General features: G+C 58.7%; 12 protein-coding genes, 2 tRNA genes and 3 rRNA genes. 11 read left to right on the top strand and 6 right to left on the bottom strand.

The features are described 5' to 3' along the window. Positions 1–254: 254 nt before the first annotated feature. From ACEN8Q_RS20070 to ACEN8Q_RS20060, 3 genes are all read right to left on the bottom strand, one after another. Positions 255–1,613, bottom strand: coding sequence for an 8-oxoguanine deaminase (locus tag ACEN8Q_RS20070; RefSeq protein WP_413703636.1), 1,359 nt, complete (start codon positions 1,611–1,613; stop codon positions 255–257). A 254-nt stretch (positions 1,614–1,867) separates the two neighbouring features. Next, complete coding sequence (locus ACEN8Q_RS20065) at positions 1,868–2,557, bottom strand: SDR family oxidoreductase (RefSeq protein WP_413703635.1); 690 nt, start codon at positions 2,555–2,557, stop codon at positions 1,868–1,870. Between the two features lie 19 nt (positions 2,558–2,576). Further along, entirely contained in the window at positions 2,577–2,933 is a 357-nt protein-coding gene (locus tag ACEN8Q_RS20060; RefSeq protein ID WP_413427970.1) for a MerR family transcriptional regulator, read from the bottom strand. Positions 2,934–3,016: 83 nt separating this feature from the next. Between ACEN8Q_RS20060 and ACEN8Q_RS20055 the strand changes: the two genes are divergently transcribed. Then, positions 3,017–3,478, top strand: a complete 462-nt coding sequence (locus ACEN8Q_RS20055; protein ID WP_413427958.1) for a hypothetical protein — start codon at positions 3,017–3,019, stop codon at positions 3,476–3,478. A 450-nt stretch (positions 3,479–3,928) separates the two neighbouring features. Here ACEN8Q_RS20055 and ACEN8Q_RS20050 read toward each other — a convergent pair whose 3' ends face one another. The 3 genes from ACEN8Q_RS20050 to ACEN8Q_RS20040 all read right to left on the bottom strand — a co-directional run bounded on the left by ACEN8Q_RS20050 (position 3,929) and on the right by ACEN8Q_RS20040 (position 6,177). After that, on the bottom strand, positions 3,929–4,510 hold the full coding sequence (locus tag ACEN8Q_RS20050) for an IMPACT family protein (protein ID WP_413427957.1): 582 nt from the start codon (positions 4,508–4,510) through the stop codon (positions 3,929–3,931). 6 nt (positions 4,511–4,516) lie between these two features. Continuing rightward, complete coding sequence (locus tag ACEN8Q_RS20045; protein WP_413427956.1) at positions 4,517–5,167, bottom strand: TetR/AcrR family transcriptional regulator; 651 nt, start codon at positions 5,165–5,167, stop codon at positions 4,517–4,519. Positions 5,168–5,256: 89 nt separating this feature from the next. Further along, entirely contained in the window at positions 5,257–6,177 is a 921-nt protein-coding gene (locus ACEN8Q_RS20040) for a LysR family transcriptional regulator (protein WP_150815110.1), read from the bottom strand. Positions 6,178–6,316: 139 nt separating this feature from the next. On the opposite strand from ACEN8Q_RS20040, the gene ACEN8Q_RS20035 reads away from it, so the two are divergent. The 10 genes from ACEN8Q_RS20035 to recD all read left to right on the top strand — a co-directional run bounded on the left by ACEN8Q_RS20035 (position 6,317) and on the right by recD (position 24,575). Beyond that, positions 6,317–7,666, top strand: a complete 1,350-nt coding sequence (locus ACEN8Q_RS20035) for an aspartate aminotransferase family protein (protein ID WP_413703634.1) — start codon at positions 6,317–6,319, stop codon at positions 7,664–7,666. 178 nt (positions 7,667–7,844) lie between these two features. Then, entirely contained in the window at positions 7,845–9,338 is a 1,494-nt protein-coding gene (locus tag ACEN8Q_RS20030; protein ID WP_008021905.1) for a CoA-acylating methylmalonate-semialdehyde dehydrogenase, read from the top strand. 569 nt (positions 9,339–9,907) lie between these two features. Beyond that, a 16S ribosomal RNA gene (locus tag ACEN8Q_RS20025) occupies positions 9,908–11,444 on the top strand. An 81-nt stretch (positions 11,445–11,525) separates the two neighbouring features. Further along, positions 11,526–11,602, top strand: a tRNA-Ile gene (locus ACEN8Q_RS20020). 30 nt (positions 11,603–11,632) lie between these two features. Next, a tRNA-Ala gene (locus ACEN8Q_RS20015) sits at positions 11,633–11,708 on the top strand. Positions 11,709–11,952: 244 nt separating this feature from the next. Continuing rightward, positions 11,953–14,844, top strand: a 23S ribosomal RNA gene (locus ACEN8Q_RS20010). A gap of 156 nt (positions 14,845–15,000) precedes the next feature. Then, a 5S ribosomal RNA gene (gene rrf, locus ACEN8Q_RS20005) occupies positions 15,001–15,116 on the top strand. Together the 16S, 23S and 5S rRNA genes with 2 tRNA genes alongside form the textbook arrangement of a ribosomal RNA operon. A 227-nt stretch (positions 15,117–15,343) precedes the next feature. Further along, entirely contained in the window at positions 15,344–18,793 is a 3,450-nt protein-coding gene (recC, locus tag ACEN8Q_RS20000) for an exodeoxyribonuclease V subunit gamma (protein ID WP_413703633.1), read from the top strand. After that, positions 18,793–22,482, top strand: a complete 3,690-nt coding sequence (gene recB / locus ACEN8Q_RS19995; protein ID WP_413421731.1) for an exodeoxyribonuclease V subunit beta — start codon at positions 18,793–18,795, stop codon at positions 22,480–22,482. Before recC ends, recB begins: the two co-directional genes overlap by 1 nt. After that, on the top strand, positions 22,479–24,575 hold the full coding sequence (recD, locus tag ACEN8Q_RS19990; protein WP_413703632.1) for an exodeoxyribonuclease V subunit alpha: 2,097 nt from the start codon (positions 22,479–22,481) through the stop codon (positions 24,573–24,575). Before recB ends, recD begins: the two co-directional genes overlap by 4 nt. Positions 24,576–24,587 lie beyond the last annotated feature (12 nt).

Genomic DNA, 24,587 nt, shown 5'->3' with positions numbered 1-24,587 from the left:
GGCTGGGCTCTTTGGCTTGCACAGGGCAATGCAAACGGCTGACCAACAGGACAACAAGAACTTGAAGTCGCGGTGATGCCCTCGCGAGCAGGCTCGCTCCCACAAAAGCACCGCGGTCTCTATGGGAGCGAGCCTGCTCGCGACAGGTCGGTGAAGTGCGATAAAAGTGCATGGCGCTGCACAGCTGCCACCCACTGGTGCGCTAAGGCAAAACGAAACGTTAGCGTCACCCCATGGTTTTAATCGGTGTGGTGTCAGACGCCTGCGATAAGCTGCCGTGCCGCCTGGCTGTGATCAGCGATCAACCCCTTCAAGTCCAGCCCCTCGACCTGCCCGTCTATCACTCGCCACTTGCCGCCGACCATCACCCGATCCGCACGGTCGGCGCCGCACAGCAGCAGTGCCGAGACTGGATCATGACTGCCGGAGAAGCGCAGTTCGTCGAGCTTGAACAGGGCCAGGTCGGCCTGCTTGCCCACGGCCAGTTCACCGATATCGGTACGTCCCAACAGACTGGCCGAACCTTTGGTCGCCCAGCCGAGTACGCGTTCCGGAGTGATCTTCTCGGCGCCATAGCGCAGGCGCTGGATGTACAGGGCCTGACGTGCTTCGAGCATCATGTTCGAGGCATCGTTGGACGCCGAACCGTCCACGCCCAAGCCAAGCAAGGCACCGGCATCGGTCAGCTCGATGCTTGGGCAGATGCCCGAGGCCAGGCGCATGTTCGAACTCGGGCAATGGCAAATACCGGTGCCGGCGGCACCGAGGCGGGCGATTTCATCCGGGTTGAAATGGATGCCGTGGGCCAGCCAGGTACGCGGGCCGAGCCAGCCAACACTGTCCAGATAGTCCACGGTGCGCAGGCCGAAGCGTTGCAGGCAGAACTCTTCTTCGTCGAGGGTTTCCGCCAGGTGGGTGTGCAGGCGTACGTCGAGTCTGTTCGCCAGTTCGGCACTGGCCGACATGATTTGCGGCGTCACCGAAAACGGCGAGCACGGTGCCAGGGCGATCTGGATTTGCGCGCCATCACCGCGTTCGTGGTACTCGGCTATCAGTCGCTGGCTATCGGCGAGGATCACTTCGCCTTCCTGCACGGTCTGTTGCGGCGGCAGGCCACCGTCCTTTTCGCCAAGGCTCATGGAACCGCGGGTGAGCATGGCGCGCATGCCCAGTTCGCGAACGCTCTCGACCTGCACGTCGATGGCATTTTCCAGGCCTTCCGGGAACAGGTAGTGATGGTCGGCCGCGGTGGTGCAGCCGGACAGCAGCAACTCAGCCAACGCGACTTTGGTGGCGAGGGCGAGTTTTTCCGGGGTCAGGCGTGCCCAGACCGGGTACAGGGTTTTCAGCCACGGGAACAGCGGCTGATTGACCACCGGTGCCCAGGCGCGGGTCAGGGTCTGATAGAAGTGATGATGGGTGTTGATCAGGCCCGGCAGGATCACATGCTCGCGGGCATCGAACACTTCATTGCAGGGGGTGGACGGTTGCTGGCCTGCGCCCAGCACTTCGACGATCAAGCCGTCTTGCAGCACCAGACCGCCACGGGCATCGAGACCGTTGGCTGTGAAAATGGCGAGGGGATTTTTTAACCAGGTACGGGTCGCAGGCATGTTGGCCGGCTCCTCTGAAAGTTGGGTTCAGGGTTGCCAGCTCAGTGTTGCCCTGTCTGCTGATCCAGGGTCGCCGGGGAGGCGAGGTGCGAAGTGTCAAACAAAACGTTGCCGGGGGCAAGCCCGGCCCGACAGGACAACCCATAACCCTGTGGGAGCGGGCTTGCTCGCGAAAGCGGTGTGTCAGGCACATACCTGTCGACTGATACGACGCCTTCGCGAGCAAGCCCGCTCCCACATTTAGATTTGGGGTATTACCAGGGAATGGTCTCACCCCGGTAATTGATGAAATGATGTCCGCCCTTGCCGACATACGCATTGACCTGATCAACCAGGCCACGGGTGCTGGTTTCGACGTCGATGTCCGCGCCTTCGCCGCCCATGTCGGTTTTCACCCAGCCCGGGTGTAGCGACAGCACGGTGAGGCTGGTTTCGCCCAATTGCGTTACGAAGCTGTTGGTCATCGAGTTCAGCGCCGCCTTGCTGGCCTTGTACAGTGCCAATTCCGGTGCATCGGGCATCGTCACGCTGCCCAGCACCGAGCTCATGAACGCCAGCACGCCGGTGTCCGGGCGGATATGCTCGACAAAATGCTGGGCCAGGTTGATCGGCGCCACGGCATTGGTGAAAAACAGCTGGCCGACTTCGGCCATCGTCGCACCACCGTTCGGTGTCTGGACATCCGGCCCTTTGACCCCGGCATTGACGAACAACAGGTCAAACACATCGCCCTTGAGTTGTTGGCTCAGGGCGGACACCGCTTGCTGATCGTCCATGTCGAGCGTTTCGATCCGCACCTTGCCCAGGGCCTGCAAGGCTTCGGTTTTTTGCGGATTGCGCACGGTGGCGGTGACTTGCCAGCCATCGGCCAACAGGGTTTTGACCAGCCCGAGGCCAAGCCCCCGGGAGGCGCCGATGATGAGTGCGGTTTTTGCCTTGGACATGAGTGGCTTCCTTGAAAATTCAGAGTCGTGGATTCAATGGACACTGTTGCCCGAGCCGTTGTTGCAACTCATCGCGCAGTGCGCCGAGTTCGGTCATGCGGGCTTCGATCAGTTTGAGTTTGTCTTGCAGCAGTTGCGTGACGGCCGCGTCGGGATCGGGCGACTGCCAGATTGCAGTGACGCTGTTGCCGATCTCGCCGAGGGTAAAGCCCAGCCGTTGAGCGGTCTTGATGTACTGCACCAGTTGCACCATGTCTGGCGGATAGTCGCGATACCCGTTGGCGCTGCGTTGCGCCGCGATCAACCCGCGCTGCTCGTAGAAACGCAGCGTGTCGCGGCTGACGGCGCTGGCCTGGGCTAATTCACCGATGCGCATCATGACCTCTCGAAGGGGGCTTGACCCTGGAGCATACTCCAGGCTTTAGCCTTGTTGCTCCCTGAATTGATGGAGCAATGTCGATGTGGACTGCAACGCAATATCGCCGCCTGGTGCAAGGCAGTGCCTGGTACGACCTGATCGTGACGGTCGCGTTTGTCACGCCGTGGAGTTTTGCGGCACTGCATGGGATTTTGACTAACGTGAGCCAGGCATTGAATTTACCCGGTGAGCTGCCGCCGTTCGAACCGCTGCACATGCTGATGGCGAATCTGCTGGGGTCGATTGTCTGCGTATGGGCGGTGTTGCGGATTCGTGATCCGCAGCAGATTTTCGGACGGTATGACGCCGTGGCCAGATTCCTGTTCTCGGCTTGGCAGGCTTATGCACTTGCCCATGGCGCGAGTTCGTTGTTGGTGGTTTTCCTGGTGTTTGAATTGGCGTGGGGCGCAGTTCAGGCGCTGCCTGTTCGGACGCCTTCGCGAGCAGGCTCGCTCCCACATTTGACCGGGTTCACACCCATCCAGCGTGGGCCGAGGCATTGAGTGCGCCGCTTTCAAATGTGTCGCACGGAGCCGGGCACCACAGGGGGGCAGTGCCGAGAATCAAGCCCTGATTTTGCTCGTACGGTTTTGATCAAAAAATGAGCAAATGACCACGAGCCGTGTTGTACACGGCTCGGCGACGGCCATGAACGGGTTATCCACAGATTGCTCCACAGTATTTGTGCGCAAGCCCAAAGCATGGGCATAAGCACTGAGTGGCTTTCTTCTAAAGGCGATAAACCGATGTAACTGTTTGTTTTTATTTGAATTTACTCTGCTTGATGGCAGATTGGACGAAAATTGAGCAAAGTCCGCAAAGCCGCATGACAGAAGGGTTACAGCCGTATGTGCTCAGGTTATCCACAGCCGGGTGCACAGCAGATGTGGGCAAGTATGGAATAAGTGAAAAAGCGCTGTGCCCCAAAAGATTGCAGCCTGGGCCGGAGCTTTTTAGCGCTGCAACAAAATACGCCCGCGACTCAAATCGGCCAGTTGTAATTGCAAGGTGTCGATTTGCACATCACCCACGGCCAACTGCAACTCGACACCGTTGGCGGTGAAGGTTTCCTCCACAACTAATCCACCTGCCTCCGCCACCCGCAGCTTGACCAGGGCCAACTCGGCAAACCCACAAGCGCAACGCAGCGGCACCCGGCTGATCAATTCGATCTTTGGCGCCGCTTGCAGGCATTTGTTCGCACCACCGCCATAGGCCCGGGCGAGCCCGCCGGTACCCAGTTGGATGCCGCCATACCAGCGAATCACCAGCACCGCGACCTGATCGCAATCCTGTGCCTCTATCGCCGCCAGAATCGGTCGGCCGGCCGTACCGCCGGGCTCGCCATCATCGGTGCTGCGATATTGATCGCCGAGCTTCCACGCCCAGCAGTTGTGCGAGGCATTCAAGTCACTGTGCTGTTCAATGAATGCCTGGGCTTCGGCCGGGCTGGAGATGGGCGCGGCAAAGGTGATGAAGCGGCTCTTGCGAATCTCTTCGCGGTGTTCGCAAAAACCGCTGAGGGTAAAAGGCATAAGAACTTAAATTGTCGGTGTCAGGCCGCAGCCCTTGAGAATGATGCGGATCAGGTTGTCCCCGGCGTCTTCCATGTCCTGCATGGTCAACCGGGTGCGCCCGGTGACACGGCAGATCTGCGTGGCGAAGTCGGCGTAGTGCTGGGTGCTGCCCCACAACAGGAAGATCAGGTGCACCGGATCGACCGGGTCCATTTTACCGGCGTCGATCCAGGCCTGGAACACACCCGCACGGCCCTGGAACCAGGCGCGATAATCCTGGTTGAAATACTCGGTCAGGCATTCGCCGCCGCTGATGACTTCCATGGCAAAGATCCGCGAGGCTTGCGGCTGGCGTCGGGAGAACTCCATTTTCGCGCGGATATAGCGGGTCAAGGCTTCGGCCGGATCGTCCTCGGCGGTGAGGGTGTTGAAGGTGCTGTCCCACAGTTCGATGATGTTGCTCAGCACCGCCACGTACAAACCGAGCTTGTTGGTGAAGTAATAATGCAGGTTGGCCTTGGGCAGCCCGGCGTTCTGGGCGATGGTGTTCATGCTCGTGCCTTTGTACCCGTGACGGGCGAACTCGTCTTCGGCGGCTTTGATGATGGTCTCTTCGTTTTTCTGACGAATGCGGCTGACGGATTTTGCGCCGTGGGCTGGGACTTCAAAGGTCATAAGCACTTCCGAACGGGTGGGTGGGACGGCCATTGCGTTGATATCGTACCCACCGGCTTCAGACAAGTCCTTATGTGGCGCAATGATCATTAACGCGTCGCGGCCAGGCTCTCCAGAAAGCTCTCCAGCACCAGATGAGGTCGACGCCCCTTGCGTGTGACCGACGCCAGGCTGAGGTCATAGAAGCGCGTTTTTTCTTTCAGCGCTCGCAACCGGCCTTGCTGCACCCAAAGACTCGCGTAGTGATCCGGCAGGTAACCGATATAGCGTCCGGTCAGGATCAGGAACGCCATGCCTTCGCGGTCCGAGGCGCTGGCGGTGCAATTGAGTGCCTGGTAGTGAGCCTGGATTTCCGCCGGCAAACGGAAGGTGGGCGCGATGGCGTCCTGGCTGTTCAGGCGTTCGTCGTCCAGTTGTTTATCGTCGACATAAAACAGCGGATGGCCGACCGCGCAGTACAACAGCGATCGTTCGCTATACAGCGGTTGATATTCCAACCCCGACAGCGCGCTGGCCTGGGGCACCACGCCGACGTGCAGACGACCGTCGAGTACGCCTTGCTCGACTTCATTGGGCGCGATCATGCGGATCTGGATCTGGACATCCGGGCCGCGTTCTTTCAATTGCGCGAGGGCATGGGTGATGCGCATGTGGGGCAGGGTGACCAGGTTGTCAGTCAGGCCAATGATCAATTCGCCGCGCAAGTGCTGGTGCAGGCCATTGACCTCGGTGCGGAAGCTTTCCAGTGCACTTAACAGTTGCAACGCCGATTGATAGACCTCGCGGCCTTCTTCAGTCAGGGAAAACCCGGCACGTCCACGTTGGCACAGTCGTAAACCGAGGCGTTGCTCCAGATCGCTCATCTGCTGACTGATTGCCGAGCGACCGATGCCCAGAACGGTTTCCGCCGCGGAGAAGCCGCCGCATTCCACCACGCTGCGAAAGATCCTCAGCAGGCGAATGTCAAAGTCGCTGACCTGGGCCAGCGGATCGGGACGGCGAGTGCTCATGCTTGTTACTCGAAAGTTTAGTAGTGGGCTGACTGAACATTAGAAAAGTTGCATTTCACCGACTTTATCCCCGTGGCAATTTAGCTGCAACAACGGTTTTCAATCCTTACGCCGCTTATTGCCTTGCGAGGTTTCGCCCATGAACCAGCCTGAAAACGCCCCGACTTCCCTGGCCAGCCAGCTCAAGCTCGATGCTCACTGGATGCCTTACACCGCCAACCGCAACTTCCAGCGCGACCCGCGCCTGATCGTTGGCGCTGAGGGCAGCTGGCTGATCGACGACAAGGGGCGCAAGGTGTATGACTCGCTGTCGGGTCTGTGGACCTGTGGCGCCGGGCACACCCGCAAGGAAATCCAGGAGGCCGTGTCCAAGCAACTGGGCACCCTCGATTATTCGCCAGGCTTCCAGTACGGCCATCCGCTGTCCTTCCAGCTGGCCGAGAAAATCACCGACCTGACCCCGGGTAACCTGAACCACGTGTTCTTCACCGACTCGGGCTCCGAGTGCGCTGACACTGCGGTGAAGATGGTCCGCGCTTACTGGCGCCTGAAAGGCCAGTCGACCAAGACCAAAATGATCGGCCGTGCCCGTGGTTACCATGGCGTGAACATCGCCGGCACCAGCCTCGGTGGCGTGAATGGCAACCGCAAGCTGTTCGGTCAGGCGATGATGGACGTCGACCACCTGCCGCACACTTTGCTGGCAAGCAACGCTTACTCCCGTGGCATGCCGGAGCAGGGTGGTATCGCCTTGGCTGACGAACTGCTGAAGCTGATCGAACTGCACGATGCGTCGAACATCGCGGCGGTATTCGTCGAGCCATTGGCCGGTTCCGCTGGCGTGCTGGTTCCGCCTCAGGGTTACCTCAAGCGTCTGCGTGAAATCTGCGACCAGCACAACATCCTGCTGGTATTCGACGAAGTGATCACCGGTTTCGGCCGTACCGGCACCATGTTCGGCGCCACCACCTTCGGCGTGACCCCGGACTTGATGTGCATCGCCAAGCAAGTCACCAACGGCGCGATCCCGATGGGCGCGGTGATTGCCAGCTCCGAGATCTACCAGACCTTCATGAATCAGCCGACACCTGAATACGCGGTTGAATTTCCTCATGGCTACACCTACTCCGCGCACCCGGTGGCTTGCGCCGCGGGCCTGGCAGCGCTCGACCTGCTGCAAAAGGAAAACCTGGTGCAGAGCGTGGCCGAAGTCGCCCCGCATTTCGAAAATGCGCTGCATGGCCTCAAAGGCACCAAGAACATCATCGACATCCGCAACTTCGGCCTGGCCGGCGCGATCCAGATCGCTGCACGTGACGGCGACGCCATCGTGCGTCCGTTCGAAGCCGGCATGGCGCTGTGGAAAGCCGGGTTCTACGTGCGCTTCGGCGGCGACACCCTGCAGTTCGGCCCAACCTTCAACAGCAAGCCGCAGGACCTGGATCGCCTGTTCGACGCGGTCGGCGAAGTGCTGGGCAAGATCGACTGATTTGACACAACACCTGTAGGAGCGAGCTTGCTCGCGATGGGCGTCAACGATGACGGGGGGCTGTCTGGATGAACGCGGCGCCCTCAGCATCTTCGCGAGCAAGCTAGCTCCTACAAAAGCTATCTATATAGCAGGCACCCGTTGAAGGGCGCCTGTGGACAACTTTTCAGGAGCTTCCATGAGCGTTATTCCGCATTTGATAAATGGCGAACTGGTGACCGAGAACGGTCGCGCGGTTGATGTGTTCAACCCGTCCACCGGCCAGGCCATTCACAAGTTGCCGCTGGCGACTCGCGAAACCATTCAGAGCGCCATCGATGCTGCCAAGGCTGCGTTCCCGGCCTGGCGCAACACGCCACCGGCCAAGCGTGCCCAGGTGATGTTTCGCTTCAAGCAACTGCTGGAGCAGAACGAAGCGCGTATCGCCCAACTGATCAGCGAAGAGCACGGCAAGACCCTGGAAGATGCGGCTGGTGAACTGAAGCGCGGCATCGAGAACGTCGAGTTCGCGTGTGCAGCCCCGGAAATCCTCAAGGGCGAGTACAGCCGTAACGTCGGCCCGAATATTGATGCCTGGTCTGACTTCCAGCCGCTGGGCGTGGTTGCCGGTATCACTCCGTTCAACTTCCCGGCCATGGTGCCACTGTGGATGTACCCACTGGCGATCGTCTGTGGCAACTGCTTCATTCTCAAGCCGTCCGAGCGTGACCCGAGCTCGACGCTGCTGATCGCCCAGTTGCTGTTGGAAGCTGGTCTGCCTAAAGGCGTACTGAGTGTGGTGCACGGTGACAAGACCGCAGTGGATGCGCTGATCGAGGCGCCGGAAGTCAAAGCGCTGAGCTTTGTCGGTTCGACACCGATTGCCGAGTACATCTACTCCGAAGGCACCAAACGTGGCAAACGCGTTCAGGCCCTGGGCGGCGCGAAGAACCACGCGGTGCTGATGCCGGATGCAGACCTGGACAACGCCGTCAGCGCACTGATGGGCGCAGCATACGGTTCTTGCGGTGAGCGTTGCATGGCGATCTCGGTGGCCGTGTGCGTTGGCGATCAGGTGGCGGACGCGCTGGTGGCCAAGCTGGTACCGCAAATCCAGGCGCTGAAAATCGGCGCCGGTACTTCTTGCGGCCTGGACATGGGGCCTCTGGTCACCGGCCAGGCCCGCGACAAAGTCAGCGGTTATGTAGAAGACGGCGTAGCTGCCGGCGCGACGCTGGTCGTCGACGGCCGTGGTCTGACCGTGGCCGGTCACGAGGAAGGCTTCTTCCTGGGTGGCTGCCTGTTCGACAACGTCACGCCAGAGATGCGTATCTATAAAGAAGAGATCTTCGGGCCGGTGCTTTGCGTTGTCCGGGTCAACAGCCTGGAAGAAGCCATGCAACTGATCAACGATCACGAGTATGGCAACGGCACCTGCATCTTCACCCGCGACGGGGAAGCGGCGCGTTTGTTCTGCGACGAGATCGAAGTCGGCATGGTCGGCGTCAACGTACCGTTGCCGGTGCCGGTCGCCTATCACAGCTTTGGTGGCTGGAAGCGTTCGCTGTTCGGCGACCTGCACGCCTATGGCCCGGATGGCGTGCGTTTCTATACCCGCCGCAAAGCCATCACCCAGCGCTGGCCGCAGCGTGCTAGCCATGAAGCTTCGCAGTTCGCCTTCCCTAGCTTGTAAGTAGAAGGGCGTAGAAGGCCGACCCATTGGGTCGGCCTTTTTGTTTTCGGGGCTTTTTTGACCTATATGACAGTTTTGTGAAAATAGGTGTTGACGGCAGATTCTGGAGGCCTATAATTCGCCCCACTTCCGGCGCAGTCGAAACGAAAAACTCCTTGGAAAACAAAGAGTTATGTAGGTTTCGGCAGCAGGTTGCTTCAGGTCATCGAAGCCGAAAGGAAGTTGAAAAAGAGGTGTTGACAGCAGCGAGTAACGCTGTAGAATTCGCCTCCCGCTGACGAGAGATCTGAAGCGCAAGTGGTTGAAGTTGTTAAGGATTCCTTGAAAGCTTCTGAAAAAAATCACTTGACAGCAAATGAGGCTGCTGTAGAATGCGCGCCTCGGTTGAGACGAAAGATCTTAACCAACCGCTCTTTAACAACTGAATCAAGCAATTCGTGTGGGTGCTTGTGGAGTCAGACTGCTAGTCAACAGATTATCAGCATCACAAGTTACTCCGCGAGAAATCAAAGATGTAACCAACGATTGCTGAGCCAAGTTTAGGGTTTTCTCAAAACCCAAAGATGTTTGAACTGAAGAGTTTGATCATGGCTCAGATTGAACGCTGGCGGCAGGCCTAACACATGCAAGTCGAGCGGATGACGGGAGCTTGCTCCCGAATTCAGCGGCGGACGGGTGAGTAATGCCTAGGAATCTGCCTGGTAGTGGGGGACAACGTCTCGAAAGGGACGCTAATACCGCATACGTCCTACGGGAGAAAGCAGGGGACCTTCGGGCCTTGCGCTATCAGATGAGCCTAGGTCGGATTAGCTAGTTGGTGAGGTAATGGCTCACCAAGGCGACGATCCGTAACTGGTCTGAGAGGATGATCAGTCACACTGGAACTGAGACACGGTCCAGACTCCTACGGGAGGCAGCAGTGGGGAATATTGGACAATGGGCGAAAGCCTGATCCAGCCATGCCGCGTGTGTGAAGAAGGTCTTCGGATTGTAAAGCACTTTAAGTTGGGAGGAAGGGCATTAACCTAATACGTTAGTGTTTTGACGTTACCGACAGAATAAGCACCGGCTAACTCTGTGCCAGCAGCCGCGGTAATACAGAGGGTGCAAGCGTTAATCGGAATTACTGGGCGTAAAGCGCGCGTAGGTGGTTTGTTAAGTTGGATGTGAAAGCCCCGGGCTCAACCTGGGAACTGCATTCAAAACTGACAAGCTAGAGTATGGTAGAGGGTGGTGGAATTTCCTGTGTAGCGGTGAAATGCGTAGATATAGGAAGGAACACCAGTGGCGAAGGCGACCACCTGGACTGATACTGACACTGAGGTGCGAAAGCGTGGGGAGCAAACAGGATTAGATACCCTGGTAGTCCACGCCGTAAACGATGTCAACTAGCCGTTGGGAGCCTTGAGCTCTTAGTGGCGCAGCTAACGCATTAAGTTGACCGCCTGGGGAGTACGGCCGCAAGGTTAAAACTCAAATGAATTGACGGGGGCCCGCACAAGCGGTGGAGCATGTGGTTTAATTCGAAGCAACGCGAAGAACCTTACCAGGCCTTGACATCCAATGAACTTTCCAGAGATGGATTGGTGCCTTCGGGAACATTGAGACAGGTGCTGCATGGCTGTCGTCAGCTCGTGTCGTGAGATGTTGGGTTAAGTCCCGTAACGAGCGCAACCCTTGTCCTTAGTTACCAGCACGTTATGGTGGGCACTCTAAGGAGACTGCCGGTGACAAACCGGAGGAAGGTGGGGATGACGTCAAGTCATCATGGCCCTTACGGCCTGGGCTACACACGTGCTACAATGGTCGGTACAGAGGGTTGCCAAGCCGCGAGGTGGAGCTAATCCCACAAAACCGATCGTAGTCCGGATCGCAGTCTGCAACTCGACTGCGTGAAGTCGGAATCGCTAGTAATCGCGAATCAGAATGTCGCGGTGAATACGTTCCCGGGCCTTGTACACACCGCCCGTCACACCATGGGAGTGGGTTGCACCAGAAGTAGCTAGTCTAACCTTCGGGAGGACGGTTACCACGGTGTGATTCATGACTGGGGTGAAGTCGTAACAAGGTAGCCGTAGGGGAACCTGCGGCTGGATCACCTCCTTAATCGACGACTCAGCTGCTCCATAAGTTCCCACACGAATTGCTTGATTCATTGAAGAAGACGATAAGAAGCAGCCCGAAATTGGGTCTGTAGCTCAGTTGGTTAGAGCGCACCCCTGATAAGGGTGAGGTCGGCAGTTCGAATCTGCCCAGACCCACCAATTTTGTGTGGGAAACGCCTGTAGAAATACGGGGCCATAGCTCAGCTGGGAGAGCGCCTGCCTTGCACGCAGGAGGTCAACGGTTCGATCCCGTTTGGCTCCACCACTACTGCTTCTGATTGTGTAAAGCTTAGAAATGAGCATTCCATCGATGATGGTGAATGTTGATTTCTAGTCTTTGACTAGTTCGTTCTTTAAAAATTTGGGTATGTGATAGAAAGATAGACTGAACGTTACTTTCACTGGTAGCGGATCAGGCTAAGGTAAAATTTGTGAGTTGCTCTATGAGCAAGTGCGAATTTTCGGCGAATGTCGTCTTCATAGTATAACCAGATTGCTTGGGGTTATATGGTCAAGTGAAGAAGCGCATACGGTGGATGCCTTGGCAGTCAGAGGCGATGAAAGACGTGGTAGCCTGCGAAAAGCTTCGGGGAGTCGGCAAACAGACTTTGATCCGGAGATGTCTGAATGGGGGAACCCAGCCATCATAAGATGGTTATCTTGTACTGAATACATAGGTGCAAGAGGCGAACCAGGGGAACTGAAACATCTAAGTACCCTGAGGAAAAGAAATCAACCGAGATTCCCTTAGTAGTGGCGAGCGAACGGGGACTAGCCCTTAAGTGGCTTTGAGATTAGCGGAACGCTCTGGAAAGTGCGGCCATAGTGGGTGATAGCCCTGTACGCGAAAATCTCTTGGTCATGAAATCGAGTAGGACGGAGCACGAGAAACTTTGTCTGAATATGGGGGGACCATCCTCCAAGGCTAAATACTACTGACTGACCGATAGTGAACTAGTACCGTGAGGGAAAGGCGAAAAGAACCCCGGAGAGGGGAGTGAAATAGATCCTGAAACCGTATGCGTACAAGCAGTGGGAGCCCACTTTGTTGGGTGACTGCGTACCTTTTGTATAATGGGTCAGCGACTTATTTTCAGTGGCGAGCTTAACCGAATAGGGGAGGCGTAGCGAAAGCGAGTCTTAATAGGGCGTCTAGTCGCTGGGAATAGACCCGAAACCGGGCGATCTATCCATGGGCAGGTTGAAGGTTAGGTAACACTGACTGGAGGACCGAACCGACTACCGTTGAAAAGTTAGCGGATGACCTGTGGATCGGAGTGAAAGGCTAATCAAGCTCGGAGATAGCTGGTTCTCCTCGAAAGCTATTTAGGTAGCGCCTCATGTATCACTGTAGGGGGTAGAGCACTGTTTCGGCTAGGGGGTCATCCCGACTTACCAAACCGATGCAAACTCCGAATACCTACAAGTGCCGAGCATGGGAGACACACGGCGGGTGCTAACGTCCGTCGTGAAAAGGGAAACAACCCAGACCGTCAGCTAAGGTCCCAAAGTTATGGTTAAGTGGGAAACGATGTGGGAAGGCTTAGACAGCTAGGAGGTTGGCTTAGAAGCAGCCACCCTTTAAAGAAAGCGTAATAGCTCACTAGTCGAGTCGGCCTGCGCGGAAGATGTAACGGGGCTCAAACCATACACCGAAGCTACGGGTATCACGCAAGTGATGCGGTAGAGGAGCGTTCTGTAAGCCTGTGAAGGTGAGTTGAGAAGCTTGCTGGAGGTATCAGAAGTGCGAATGCTGACATGAGTAACGACAATGGGTGTGAAAAACACCCACGCCGAAAGACCAAGGTTTCCTGCGCAACGTTAATCGACGCAGGGTTAGTCGGTCCCTAAGGCGAGGCTGAAAAGCGTAGTCGATGGAAAACAGGTTAATATTCCTGTACTTCTGGTTATTGCGATGGAGGGACGGAGAAGGCTAGGCCAGCTTGGCGTTGGTTGTCCAAGTTTAAGGTGGTAGGCTGAGATCTTAGGTAAATCCGGGATCTTAAGGCCGAGAGCTGATGACGAGTTACCCTTTGGGTGACGAAGTGGTTGATGCCATGCTTCCAAGAAAAGCTTCTAAGCTTCAGGTAACCAGGAACCGTACCCCAAACCGACACAGGTGGTTGGGTAGAGAATACCAAGGCGCTTGAGAGAACTCGGGTGAAGGAACTAGGCAAAATGGCACCGTAACTTCGGGAGAAGGTGCGCCGGTGAGGGTGAAGCATTTACTGCGTAAGCCCACGCCGGTCGAAGATACCAGGCCGCTGCGACTGTTTATTAAAAACACAGCACTCTGCAAACACGAAAGTGGACGTATAGGGTGTGACGCCTGCCCGGTGCCGGAAGGTTAATTGATGGGGTTAGCTAACGCGAAGCTCTTGATCGAAGCCCCGGTAAACGGCGGCCGTAACTATAACGGTCCTAAGGTAGCGAAATTCCTTGTCGGGTAAGTTCCGACCTGCACGAATGGCGTAACGATGGCGGCGCTGTCTCCACCCGAGACTCAGTGAAATTGAAATCGCTGTGAAGATGCAGTGTATCCGCGGCTAGACGGAAAGACCCCGTGAACCTTTACTATAGCTTTGCACTGGACTTTGAATTTGCTTGTGTAGGATAGGTGGGAGGCTTTGAAGCGTGGACGCCAGTTCGCGTGGAGCCATCCTTGAAATACCACCCTGGCAACTTTGAGGTTCTAACTCAGGTCCGTTATCCGGATCGAGGACAGTGTATGGTGGGTAGTTTGACTGGGGCGGTCTCCTCCTAAAGAGTAACGGAGGAGTACGAAGGTGCGCTCAGACCGGTCGGAAATCGGTCGTAGAGTATAAAGGCAAAAGCGCGCTTGACTGCGAGACAGACACGTCGAGCAGGTACGAAAGTAGGTCTTAGTGATCCGGTGGTTCTGTATGGAAGGGCCATCGCTCAACGGATAAAAGGTACTCCGGGGATAACAGGCTGATACCGCCCAAGAGTTCATATCGACGGCGGTGTTTGGCACCTCGATGTCGGCTCATCACATCCTGGGGCTGAAGCCGGTCCCAAGGGTATGGCTGTTCGCCATTTAAAGTGGTACGCGAGCTGGGTTTAGAACGTCGTGAGACAGTTCGGTCCCTATCTGCCGTGGACGTTTGAGATTTGAGAGGGGCTGCTCCTAGTACGAGAGGACCGGAGTGGACGAACCTCTGGTGTTCCGGTTGTCACGCCAGTGGCATTGCCGGGTAGCTATGTTCGGAAAAGATAACCGCTGAAAGCATCTAAGCGGGAAACTTGCCTCAAGATGAGATCTCACTGGAGCCTTGAGCTCCCTGAAGGGCCGTCGAAGACTACGACGTTGATAGGTTGGGTGTGTAAGCGCTGTGAGGCGTTGAGCTAACCAATACTAATTGCCCGTGAGGCTTGACCATATAACACCCAAGCAATTTGACTACTCGAAAGAGCATCAGATTGCGGTGTGTGAAGACGAAAGAACCGAAAGTTCGACGCTCACAAAACACCGATTTCCATCACATACCCAATTTGCTGAAGCGAGGCCAGCTGGCCACGACTCAGTACCCGAATTTCTTGACGACCATAGAGCGTTGGAACCACCTGATCCCATCCCGAACTCAGCAGTGAAACGATGCATCGCCGATGGTAGTGTGGGGTTTCCCCATGTGAGAGTAGGTCATCGTCAAGATTAAATTCCGAAACCCCTATCTGCATCTGCAGGTAGGGGTTTTGTTTTTGGCGCCCCACCCCCCTGTAGGAGCGAGCTTGCTCGCGAAAAACCCGAGACCGCTGCGGGGCCTCAGGTTTCCCGCGTCATCGTTAACGTCCATCGCGAGCAAGCTCGCTCCTACAATGAAGCCAATCGCCTTCAATGTTAAAGTCGTCCCTCGATTTGCGCTTTCCAAGGAAGCCTTTATGCCGGACGCGACGTCCCTCAGTGCTGGTTTTATGGTGGTTCACGGCAATCGCCTGGACGAGTTGCGCAGCCTGGTGGTCAGCTGGATGCGTCGCTACCCGCTGGCTCCCCTGGAGAATGAAATTGCTTTGGTGCAAAGCAATGGCATTGCCCAATGGCTGAAGCTGGCACTGGCGGAAGATTCTGAGGATGACGACATGGGCGGCTGCGGGATCGCCGCCGCCATCGACGTGCAGCTGCCCGGTAGTTTCATGTGGCAGCTCTATCGCATGGTCCTTGGCCGCGATGATATTCCGGCCAAGTCCCTGCTGGATAAAGCCCCGCTGACCTGGCGACTGATGCGCCTGCTGCCGCAGTTGATCAACCAACCGCACTTCGAGCCACTGCAGCGTTTCCTGACCCATGACACCGATCTGCGTAAACGCTACCAATTGGCCGAGCGTCTGGCGGACCTGTTCGACCAATACCAGGTCTATCGGGCTGACTGGCTCGAAGACTGGGCAGACGGTCGACATCAAACAAGAAACGCCAGGGGCGAAGCCAAACCCCTGACTCCGGCCAATTGCTGGCAGGCAGAGTTATGGCGCGCACTCTTGCTGGATGTAGGGGAAGAAGGCATGGCGCAAAGTCGTGCCGGCGTCCACCAGCGTTTTGTCGAGCGAATCAACAATCTCGAAGTCGCTCCAAAGGGATTGCCCTCACGAGTGATCGTTTTCGGGATTTCTTCGCTGCCTGCCCAAGCCCTGGAAGCGTTGGCGGGATTGGCACGCTTCAGCCAGGTCCTGCTGTGCGTACACAACCCGTGTCGTCACCATTGGGCGGACATCGTCGCCGATAAAGACCTGTTGCGGCATCAATACAAACGTCAAGCCCGCAAAAGCGGGATGCCGGTAGTGATCGATCCGCAAACCCTGCACCAGCATGCTCACCCGCTACTGGCTGCCTGGGGCAAGCAGGGACGGGACTATATCAACCTGCTCGACAGCCATGACGATCCCAACAGCTATCGCTCGGCATTCCGCGACGGGCGTATCGACCTGTTCAGTGACGGTCATCCGCTGAATATGCTTAACCAGTTGCAGGATGACATTCTCGAATTGCGTCCCCTCAACGAGACCCGGGAGCGCTGGCCGGCTATCGATCTGCAGAAGGACGAATCGATCCGTTTTCACATTGCCCATAGCGCCCAGCGAGAAGTCGAGATCCTTCACGATCAACTGCTCGCGCGCTTCAGCGCCGACCCGCAATTGCGACCCCGGGACATCATCGTGATGGTCCCGGACATCGACAGCTACGCCCCGCACATTCGTGCCGTGTTTGGTCAGCTTGACCGCCAGGATCCGCGCTTCATTCCGTTTACCCTGGCGGACCAGGGGCAGCGTGGTCGCGACCCGCTGCTGATTGCTGTCGAGCACCTGCTCAAGCTGCCTGACAGCCGATTCCCCGTCAGTGAGATTCTCGATCTGCTGGACGTCCCGGCACTGCGCACTCGCTTCGGTGTCGAGGAGCGTGACCTGCCGACGCTGCACCGCTGGATCGAAGGTGCCGGCATTCGCTGGGGCATGAATGCCGAGCAGCGTGCCGGGCTCGGGCTGCCGAATGAGCTGGAGCAAAACAGCTGGCGTTTCGGCTTGCGCCGGATGTTGCTCGGTTATGCCGTTGGCAGCGCCGATGCTTATGAAAGTATCGAGCCCTACGACGAAATCGGTGGCCTGGACGCCGCGCTAATCGGCCCGCTGGTTGCGCTGCTGGACGCGCTGGAAGTGGCTCACCACGAACTCTCTCAGCCGGCACCGCCGCGGCAATGGGGCTTGCGCTTGCAGGCGCTGGTGCAGTTGTTCTTCCTTGCCAGCAACGAACACGATGACTACTTGCTGGCTCAGCTCGAAGAGCTGCGTGAGACCTGGCTCGAGACCTGCGAGTCCGTCGGGTTGCAGGACGAGTTGCCGCTGACCGTCGTCCGTGAAGCCTGGCTCGCAGGTCTGGATCAGGGCCGTTTGTCTCAACGCTTCCTGGCCGGCGCGGTCAACTTCTGCACCTTGATGCCGATGCGTGCCATCCCGTTCCGACTGGTCTGCCTGTTGGGCATGAATGACGGCGATTATCCACGTGCGCAACCGCCGCTGGATTTCGATCTGATGGGCAGTGATTACCGTCCAGGCGATCGTTCCCGGCGCGAAGATGACCGCTACCTGCTACTGGAAGCCTTGTTGTCGGCACGGGACCAGCTCTACATCAGTTGGGTGGGCCGCAGCATCCGCGACAACAGCGAGAGGCCTGCTTCGGTGCTGATCGGCCAGTTGCGTGACCACCTGGCCAGCGGTTGGCGATTGGCGCAAAGCGACAAGGACCTGATTGAAGGCATGACCCGGGAACACCCTTTGCAACCCTTCAGCGCTCGCTACTTTCACGAAGGCGATGACTCGTTCAGCTACGCCACCGAATGGCAGGTCCTTCATCAGGCGACAGAGCAGCAGGCAAGTGCCGAAGTACTCGAAGCTCACGTTCAGGACGAACCACTCAGTCTCGGTCAACTGCAGGACTTCCTGCGCAATCCGGTACGGCACTTTTTCAGCCAGCGACTGAAGGTCTACTTCGAAGCAGCAGAAGTGCCGTTGGCTGATGAAGAGCCTTTTGTCCTGGATGCGTTGCAGTGTTACAGCCTCAGCGACCGTTTGCTTGAAGCGGGGCTGGCAGATCCGGGAAATGCCGGACAGGCCCTGGAGGATCAGGCGAAACGCCTGCAAAACAGCGGGCTGCTGCCCATGGCCGGATTCGGTGAGTGCCTGCAACGTGAATTGATCGAGCCATTACCTGACTTGCTGCAACGCCACCAGCAGCTCCTGGCTTTGTGGCCAACACCGCTCGGCAGCGCGTTACCCGTCAGTCTTGAACTGCAAGGCCTGCACATCGATGGCTGGCTCAGCGGCCTGCATCAGCGCGCTGATGGTGGCTTGCTGTCTATCACTACGATCCCCAACAGTATCGGCTCGATCAAGTCGCGCAAATGGCATCGCCTGACACGCCCGTGGGTCAATCATCTGATCGCTTGTGCCAGTGGCATGGCGCTGACCACCGCACTGGTGGCCAGCGACGACAGCCTGTTGCTCGGTCCGCTGGACGGGGCCACCGCGCAGGAAATTCTCGGTGACCTGTTGTTGGCCTGGCAGTCGGGTATGCGCCAGCCTCTGCCGATCGCGGTCAAGACCGCCTTCGCCTGGCTGGGGCAAACCGACCCGGTCAAGGCCGAGGCCGCTGCGCGCAAAGCCTATGAAGGCGACGGGCAGACGACGGACGGAGAACGGCGCGAAAGCCCGGCACTCGCACGCCAATTCGCCGATTACGCTGCCTTGACCGCCGATGAGACGTTCCCCCAATGGTGTGATGCGCTCTATCGCCCGCTTCTTGAAGCCCCTTGGCGTTCACTGTCCAGCGAGGAGTCGCGCTGATGAGCACGAAGACACCGCTGGCCCTGGCGTTCCCGCTGCGTGGCAGCCAACTGATCGAAGCCAGCGCCGGCACCGGCAAGACGTTCACCATTTCCGCGTTGTACCTGCGCCTGGTCCTTGGTCATGGTGACGAGGGCTCGGGGTTCGGGCGAGAGTTGCTGCCGCCGCAAATCCTCGTCGTGACCTTCACCGATGCCGCGACCAAAGAGTTGCGCGAACGCATTCGCACGCGGCTCGCCGAGGCCGCACGATTTTTCCGCGATGAAACGCCTGCCCCCGACAGCCTGATTGCCGAGTTGCGTGGCCAGTACTTGCCCGAGCAATGGCCCGGCTGCGCAAACCGCCTGGATATCGCCGCCCAGTGGATGGACGAGGCGGCGGTTTCGACCATCCACAGTTGGTGCCAGCGCATGTTGCGCGAGCACGCCTTCGACAGCGGCAGCCTGTTTACCCAGACTCTGGAAACCGACCACAGCGATTTGCTGGGGGAAGTCCTGCGCGATTACTGGCGGCTGTTCTGTTACCCGATGCAAGGTGACGCGCTCAATTGGGTGCGCAGCAATTGGGGCGGCCCGGCGGCGTTGCTGCCGCGGATCCGTGCGCTGTTCGCCAGCGAGCGGGATACGCTGCAAGGGAAAGAGCCCGCCGAGGTGATTTCACAATGCTTGCAAGAGCGACGGGTTGCCCTGATCGAACTCAAGCAACCCTGGCTCCAGTGGGCGGACGAGTTGCTTGCCATCTGTCACCAGGGCGTTGCCAGCAAGGCTGTCGACGGTCGCAAGATGCAGGCCCGCTATTTCGAGCCATGGTTCGAAAAGATCAAGGCCTGGGCCGAAGACGAATCCCTTGAACAACTGGATATCGGCACCGGCTTCACGCGCCTGACCCCTGACGGCATGGCCGAAGCCTGGAAGGGCGAAGCGCCTCGACATCCGGGGCTCGATGCGATGGCCGGCCTCAAGGCCAGTCTCGATGGGCTGCCAACACCCGATGCCGCCGTACTGCAACACGCCGCCCGCTGGGTCGGGGCACGATTCGAGGAAGAGAAACGCCGCCGTGCGGAAATGGGTTTCGACGACATGTTGCTGCGCCTTGATGCGGCCTTGCAGTCCGATGGCGGCGAGCGACTGGCCACCCTGATTCGCGAGCAGTTTCCGGTCGCACTGATCGATGAGTTCCAGGATACGGACCCTGTGCAATACCGGATCTTCGAGAGCATCTACCGGATTGAAGAGAACAGCCCCGAGTGCGGTCTGTTCCTGATCGGCGACCCGAAACAGGCGATCTACGCTTTTCGCGGCGCCGACATCCATACCTACCTGCGCGCCCGGCAGGCCACCACCGGCCGCCTGCACACCCTGGGCACCAACTTTCGCTCAAGCCATGGCATGGTCAACGCGGTGAACCATGTGTTCGAGCGTGCTGAAGCCCGGGAGTCAGGGCGCGGGGCATTCCTCTTCCGGGAGAAGAATGGCGACAACCCGGTTCCGTTCACGCCGGTTGCCTCCCAGGGCCGCAAAGAAGTCCTGTGCATAAATGATCAGGCAGTCCCTGCCTTGAACATCTGGCACCTGGCGGCGGAACAACCGTTGTCCGGTGCTGTGTACCGGCAACACCTGGCGGCTGCCTGCGCCAGTGAAATCACGGCATTGCTCAATGGTGGACAACAGGGGCAAGCGGGGTTCACCCAGGACGGCAAGGCCTTCAGAGGCCTGCTGCCGGCGGACATCGCCATCCTGGTGCGCGATGGCAAGGAAGCGCAGGCGGTTCGTGGCGAATTGTCGGCCCGGGGTGTGCGCAGTGTTTACCTGTCGGACAAGGACTCGGTGTTCGCCGCTCAAGAGGCGCATGACGTGCTGACCTGGCTCAAGGCCTGCGCCGAGCCGGATGTCGAGCGCCCGCTGCGGGCTGCGTTGGCCAGCATCACGTTGAACCTTTCGTTGACTGAGCTGGAGCGGCTGAATCAGGACGAGTTGGCCTGGGAATCCCGGGTCATGCAGTTTCGTGGCTATCGCGAAGTCTGGCGCAAGCAGGGCGTATTGCCGATGCTGCGGCGCTTGCTGCACGACTTCCGTCTGCCCCAGGCGCTGATCGCACGCAGTGACGGCGAGCGGGTACTGACGAATCTGTTGCATCTGTCCGAATTGCTGCAACAGGCGGCCGCGGAACTCGATGGTGAGCAAGCACTGATCCGGCATTTGTCCGAGCACCTGGCGTTGTCCGGGCAGGCTGGCGAAGAGCAGATCCTGCGCCTGGAAAGTGATGAGCAATTGGTCAAGGTCGTGACCATTCACAAGTCCAAAGGCCTGGAATACCCGTTGGTGTTCCTGCCGTTCATTTGTTCGGCGAAACCGGTGGACGGCAGCCGCCTGCCGTTGCATTACCACGATGAATCAGGCAATGCCCAGGTCTCGTTGAAGCCGACCGCAGAATTGATTGCCCTGGCCGATGATGAGCGGCTGGCCGAGGATCTGCGCTTGCTCTATGTCGCCCTGACCCGGGCGCAACATGCCTGCTGGCTGGGGGTGGCTGACCTCAAGCGCGGCAACAACAATGGCTCGGTGCTGCATCTGTCGGCGTTGGGTTATCTGTTGGGTGGCGGTGCACCATTGGGCGAGTCCCCGGCGTTGCAGCAGTGGTTGCGGGATTTGCAACAGGACTGCCCGGCGCTGGCCTATGCCCGGATGCCTGAAGCGACTGCCGAGCAATACCAGCCACCGCAAAACGACGCGGCGCTGCTGGTTCCGCTGATCCCGAAACGCAAGGCCAGCGAAAACTGGTGGATCGCTTCCTACAGCGCATTACGCATTGGCGACACCCTGAGTGTCGGCGCGGACGAGGCGCCGGAGAGCCCGCAGGCGCAAAAACTGTTCGATGACGAGCGCCTCGACCCGCAGGCCCCCAGAGAAGTGGTGGCCGGTGGTGCCGATATCCATCGGTTCCCGCGCGGCCCGAACCCCGGCACTTTCCTCCATGGCCTGCTCGAATGGGCGGGAGGCGAGGGTTTTGCTGCCGCGCCACAAGATGTAAACGACGCCATTGCCCGTCGCTGCAATCGTCGAGGCTGGGAGGGCTGGATCACCACGCTCAGTGACTGGTTGCAGCATCTGCTCAAGTTGCCGTTGGAGCTGGGCGCCGGTCAGGCCCCGGTGATATTCGGGCAGTTGACGCAGTACCAGGTCGAGATGGAGTTCTGGTTCGCCAGCCATAAGGTCGATGTGCTCAAGCTCGACGCGCTGGTGTGCCAATACACCCATAACGGCGTGGCCCGGGTGGCGGCCGAACCGGTGTTGCTCAATGGCATGTTCAAGGGCTTCATCGACCTGACGTTCGAACACAACGGCCGCTATTACGTTGCCGACTACAAATCCAACTGGCTTGGCGCCGATGATGCGGCCTACACCCAGCAGGCCATGGAACAATCGATTCTCGACAACCGTTACGACCTGCAATACGTGTTGTACCTGTTGGCCCTGCATCGCCAGCTCAAGGCGCGTCTTGTCGATTACGACTACGACCGGCATGTCGGCGGTGCGTTGTACCTGTTTTTGCGTGGCACGCGTGCGGCCAGCCAGGGCGCATTTTTTGCCCGTCCGCCAAGAGAACTGATCGAGCGTCTGGACAGACTGTTCCAGGGCAAGCCGGAACCCAAGGCCGAGCCCGCCTGGGAACAGGGAGTACTGTTATGAACCGCACATTCGCCGATTTGTTGCCCACATCGCTGGCAGCCGAAAGCCTGGCCGAACTGGCGCCGCTGAGTCGTGCCGACGACTTGCTGTTGTTGCTCACGCGTTGGGTCGAGCGTGGCTGGTTGCGAGCACTGGACAAAGCCTTTGTCGCATTCTTGCACGAGCTGGCCCCGAATGATGATCCGTTGGTGTTGCTGGCCGCCGCGTTGACCAGCCACCAATTGGGCCACGGGCATGTCTGCCTTGACCTGTTCGAGACGCTGAAAGAACCTGACTTTGCCCTGTCATTGCCACCCGAAGGTGACGTGCAAGGCGCAATGCTGTTGCCGTCGCAATTGCTGGGGGCGCTGGACGGGGCCCATTGGTGCAAGGTGCTGGCCGCCAGCAACCTGGTCGCACTGGCTGTCGACAGTCGTGACCACGTGCGCGAACGGCCTTTGGTGTTATCGGGCAAACGCTTGTACCTGCGCCGCTATTGGGCCTATGAGCGACGGATCGACCTCTCGTTGCGCGAGCGTCTGACGGAACACGAATCCACGCCGAGCGACTTGCTCCAGCGCCTTACCGGATTGTTTGGTCCTGCCCGGTCCGGTGAGGTGATCGACTGGCAGAAGCTTGCCTGCGCACTGGCGACCCGTAGCGCCTTCAGCATCGTGACGGGAGGGCCGGGAACCGGCAAGACCACCACCGTCGTACGTTTGCTGGCGTTGCTCCAGGCGCCGGCGGTCGAGGCCGGCAAGCCCCTGCGCATCCGCCTCGCCGCACCGACCGGCAAGGCCGCAGCGCGTCTGACGGAATCCATCAGCCAGCAAGTGCGGACCTTGAAGGTCACGCAAGACATTCGGGACAAGATCCCGTCCGACGTCACCACCGTTCACCGTCTGCTCGGCAGCCGGCCGGGGACTCGTCATTTTCGCCACCATGCCGGCAATCGCCTGCCGCTGGATGTGTTGGTGGTGGACGAGGCCTCGATGATCGACCTGGAAATGATGGCCAATCTGCTCGACGCATTGCCCGCCCATGCACGCCTTGTGCTGCTGGGTGACAAGGATCAGTTGGCTTCGGTAGAAGCCGGTGCGGTACTGGGGGATCTGTGTCGCGACGCCGAGGCTGGCTGGTACAGCCCGCAGACACGCCAGTGGCTGGAAGCCGTCAGCGGCGAAAGTTTGCAGGCCAGCGGATTGCAGGAAGACACGCAGGGCGCGCATCCATTGGCCCAACAGGTGGTGATGCTGCGCCATTCCCGGCGATTCGGCGAGGGCAGCGGTATCGGTCAACTGGCTCGTTGGGTCAACCAGCAGCAACCCGAAGAAGCACGCAAGTTGTTGTCTGCGCGAAGCCATGACGATGTGCATTCCTTGTCCCTCAAGGGGGAGCAGGACCGGGCCCTGGAACGCTTGCTTCTCGACGGCCATGGTCAGGGCCCGCAGGGGTATCGGCACTACCTGAGCGTGTTGCGCAATCAGCGGCCGCCACTCGACAGCCCGCTGGAGGATTCGCGCTGGACTGATTGGGCTCGACAGGTGTTGCAGGCCTTCGACGCCTTTCAGTTGCTATGTGCCGTGCGCAAGGGACCGTGGGGTGTGGAGGGCTTGAACCAGCGAGTGACGGACGCCTTGCTGAGGGCACGCCTGATCGACAGTGACCAGCAGTGGTACGAAGGCCGCCCCGTACTGATGACCCGCAATGACTACGGGCTGGGCTTGATGAACGGCGACATCGGCATCGCCCTCAAGCTCCCGGAGCAGGAGGGCCATGAGACTGGAAGGCAGGTTCTGCGAGTGGCGTTCCCGCGAAATGATGGCCAGGGGGGCGTGCGATTCGTCCTGCCAAGCCGCCTGAATGATGTCGAAACCGTGTACGCCATGACCGTGCATAAATCCCAGGGCTCGGAGTTCGCGCATACCGCGTTGATTCTGCCTGACGCCTTGAATCCGGTACTCACCAAGGAACTGATCTACACAGGGATCACCCGGGCCAAGGACTGGTTCACCTTGATCGAGTCGCGTGCGGGCGTGTTTGAAGAGGCGGTGAAACGCCGGGTCAAACGCTTGAGCGGGCTGATGCTGGAGCTAAAGGAGGGCCGCGACTGACAGCGCTTGCAG

The sequence above is a fragment of the Pseudomonas sp. Pseusp16 genome (genome assembly GCF_047324915.1).
GTDB classification, from domain to species: domain Bacteria; phylum Pseudomonadota; class Gammaproteobacteria; order Pseudomonadales; family Pseudomonadaceae; genus Aquipseudomonas; species Aquipseudomonas fluorescens_CD.
This window is presented reverse-complemented; position numbering and strand designations above follow the sequence as displayed.

Bases quoted from the DNA above. Each gene is read 5' to 3' on its own strand.
- ACEN8Q_RS20070 (WP_413703636.1), bottom strand. From the start codon at position 1,613: ATGCCTGCGACCCGTACCTGGTTAAAAAATCCCCTCGCCATTTTCACA.
- ACEN8Q_RS20065 (WP_413703635.1), bottom strand. From the start codon at position 2,557: ATGTCCAAGGCAAAAACCGCACTCATCATCGGCGCCTCCCGGGGGCTT.
- ACEN8Q_RS20060 (WP_413427970.1), bottom strand. From the start codon at position 2,933: ATGCGCATCGGTGAATTAGCCCAGGCCAGCGCCGTCAGCCGCGACACG.
- ACEN8Q_RS20055 (WP_413427958.1), top strand. From the start codon at position 3,017: ATGTGGACTGCAACGCAATATCGCCGCCTGGTGCAAGGCAGTGCCTGG.
- ACEN8Q_RS20050 (WP_413427957.1), bottom strand. From the start codon at position 4,510: ATGCCTTTTACCCTCAGCGGTTTTTGCGAACACCGCGAAGAGATTCGC.
- ACEN8Q_RS20045 (WP_413427956.1), bottom strand. From the start codon at position 5,167: ATGACCTTTGAAGTCCCAGCCCACGGCGCAAAATCCGTCAGCCGCATT.
- ACEN8Q_RS20040 (WP_150815110.1), bottom strand. From the start codon at position 6,177: ATGAGCACTCGCCGTCCCGATCCGCTGGCCCAGGTCAGCGACTTTGAC.
- ACEN8Q_RS20035 (WP_413703634.1), top strand. From the start codon at position 6,317: ATGAACCAGCCTGAAAACGCCCCGACTTCCCTGGCCAGCCAGCTCAAG.
- ACEN8Q_RS20030 (WP_008021905.1), top strand. From the start codon at position 7,845: ATGAGCGTTATTCCGCATTTGATAAATGGCGAACTGGTGACCGAGAAC.
- recC (WP_413703633.1), top strand. From the start codon at position 15,344: ATGCCGGACGCGACGTCCCTCAGTGCTGGTTTTATGGTGGTTCACGGC.
- recB (WP_413421731.1), top strand. From the start codon at position 18,793: ATGAGCACGAAGACACCGCTGGCCCTGGCGTTCCCGCTGCGTGGCAGC.
- recD (WP_413703632.1), top strand. From the start codon at position 22,479: ATGAACCGCACATTCGCCGATTTGTTGCCCACATCGCTGGCAGCCGAA.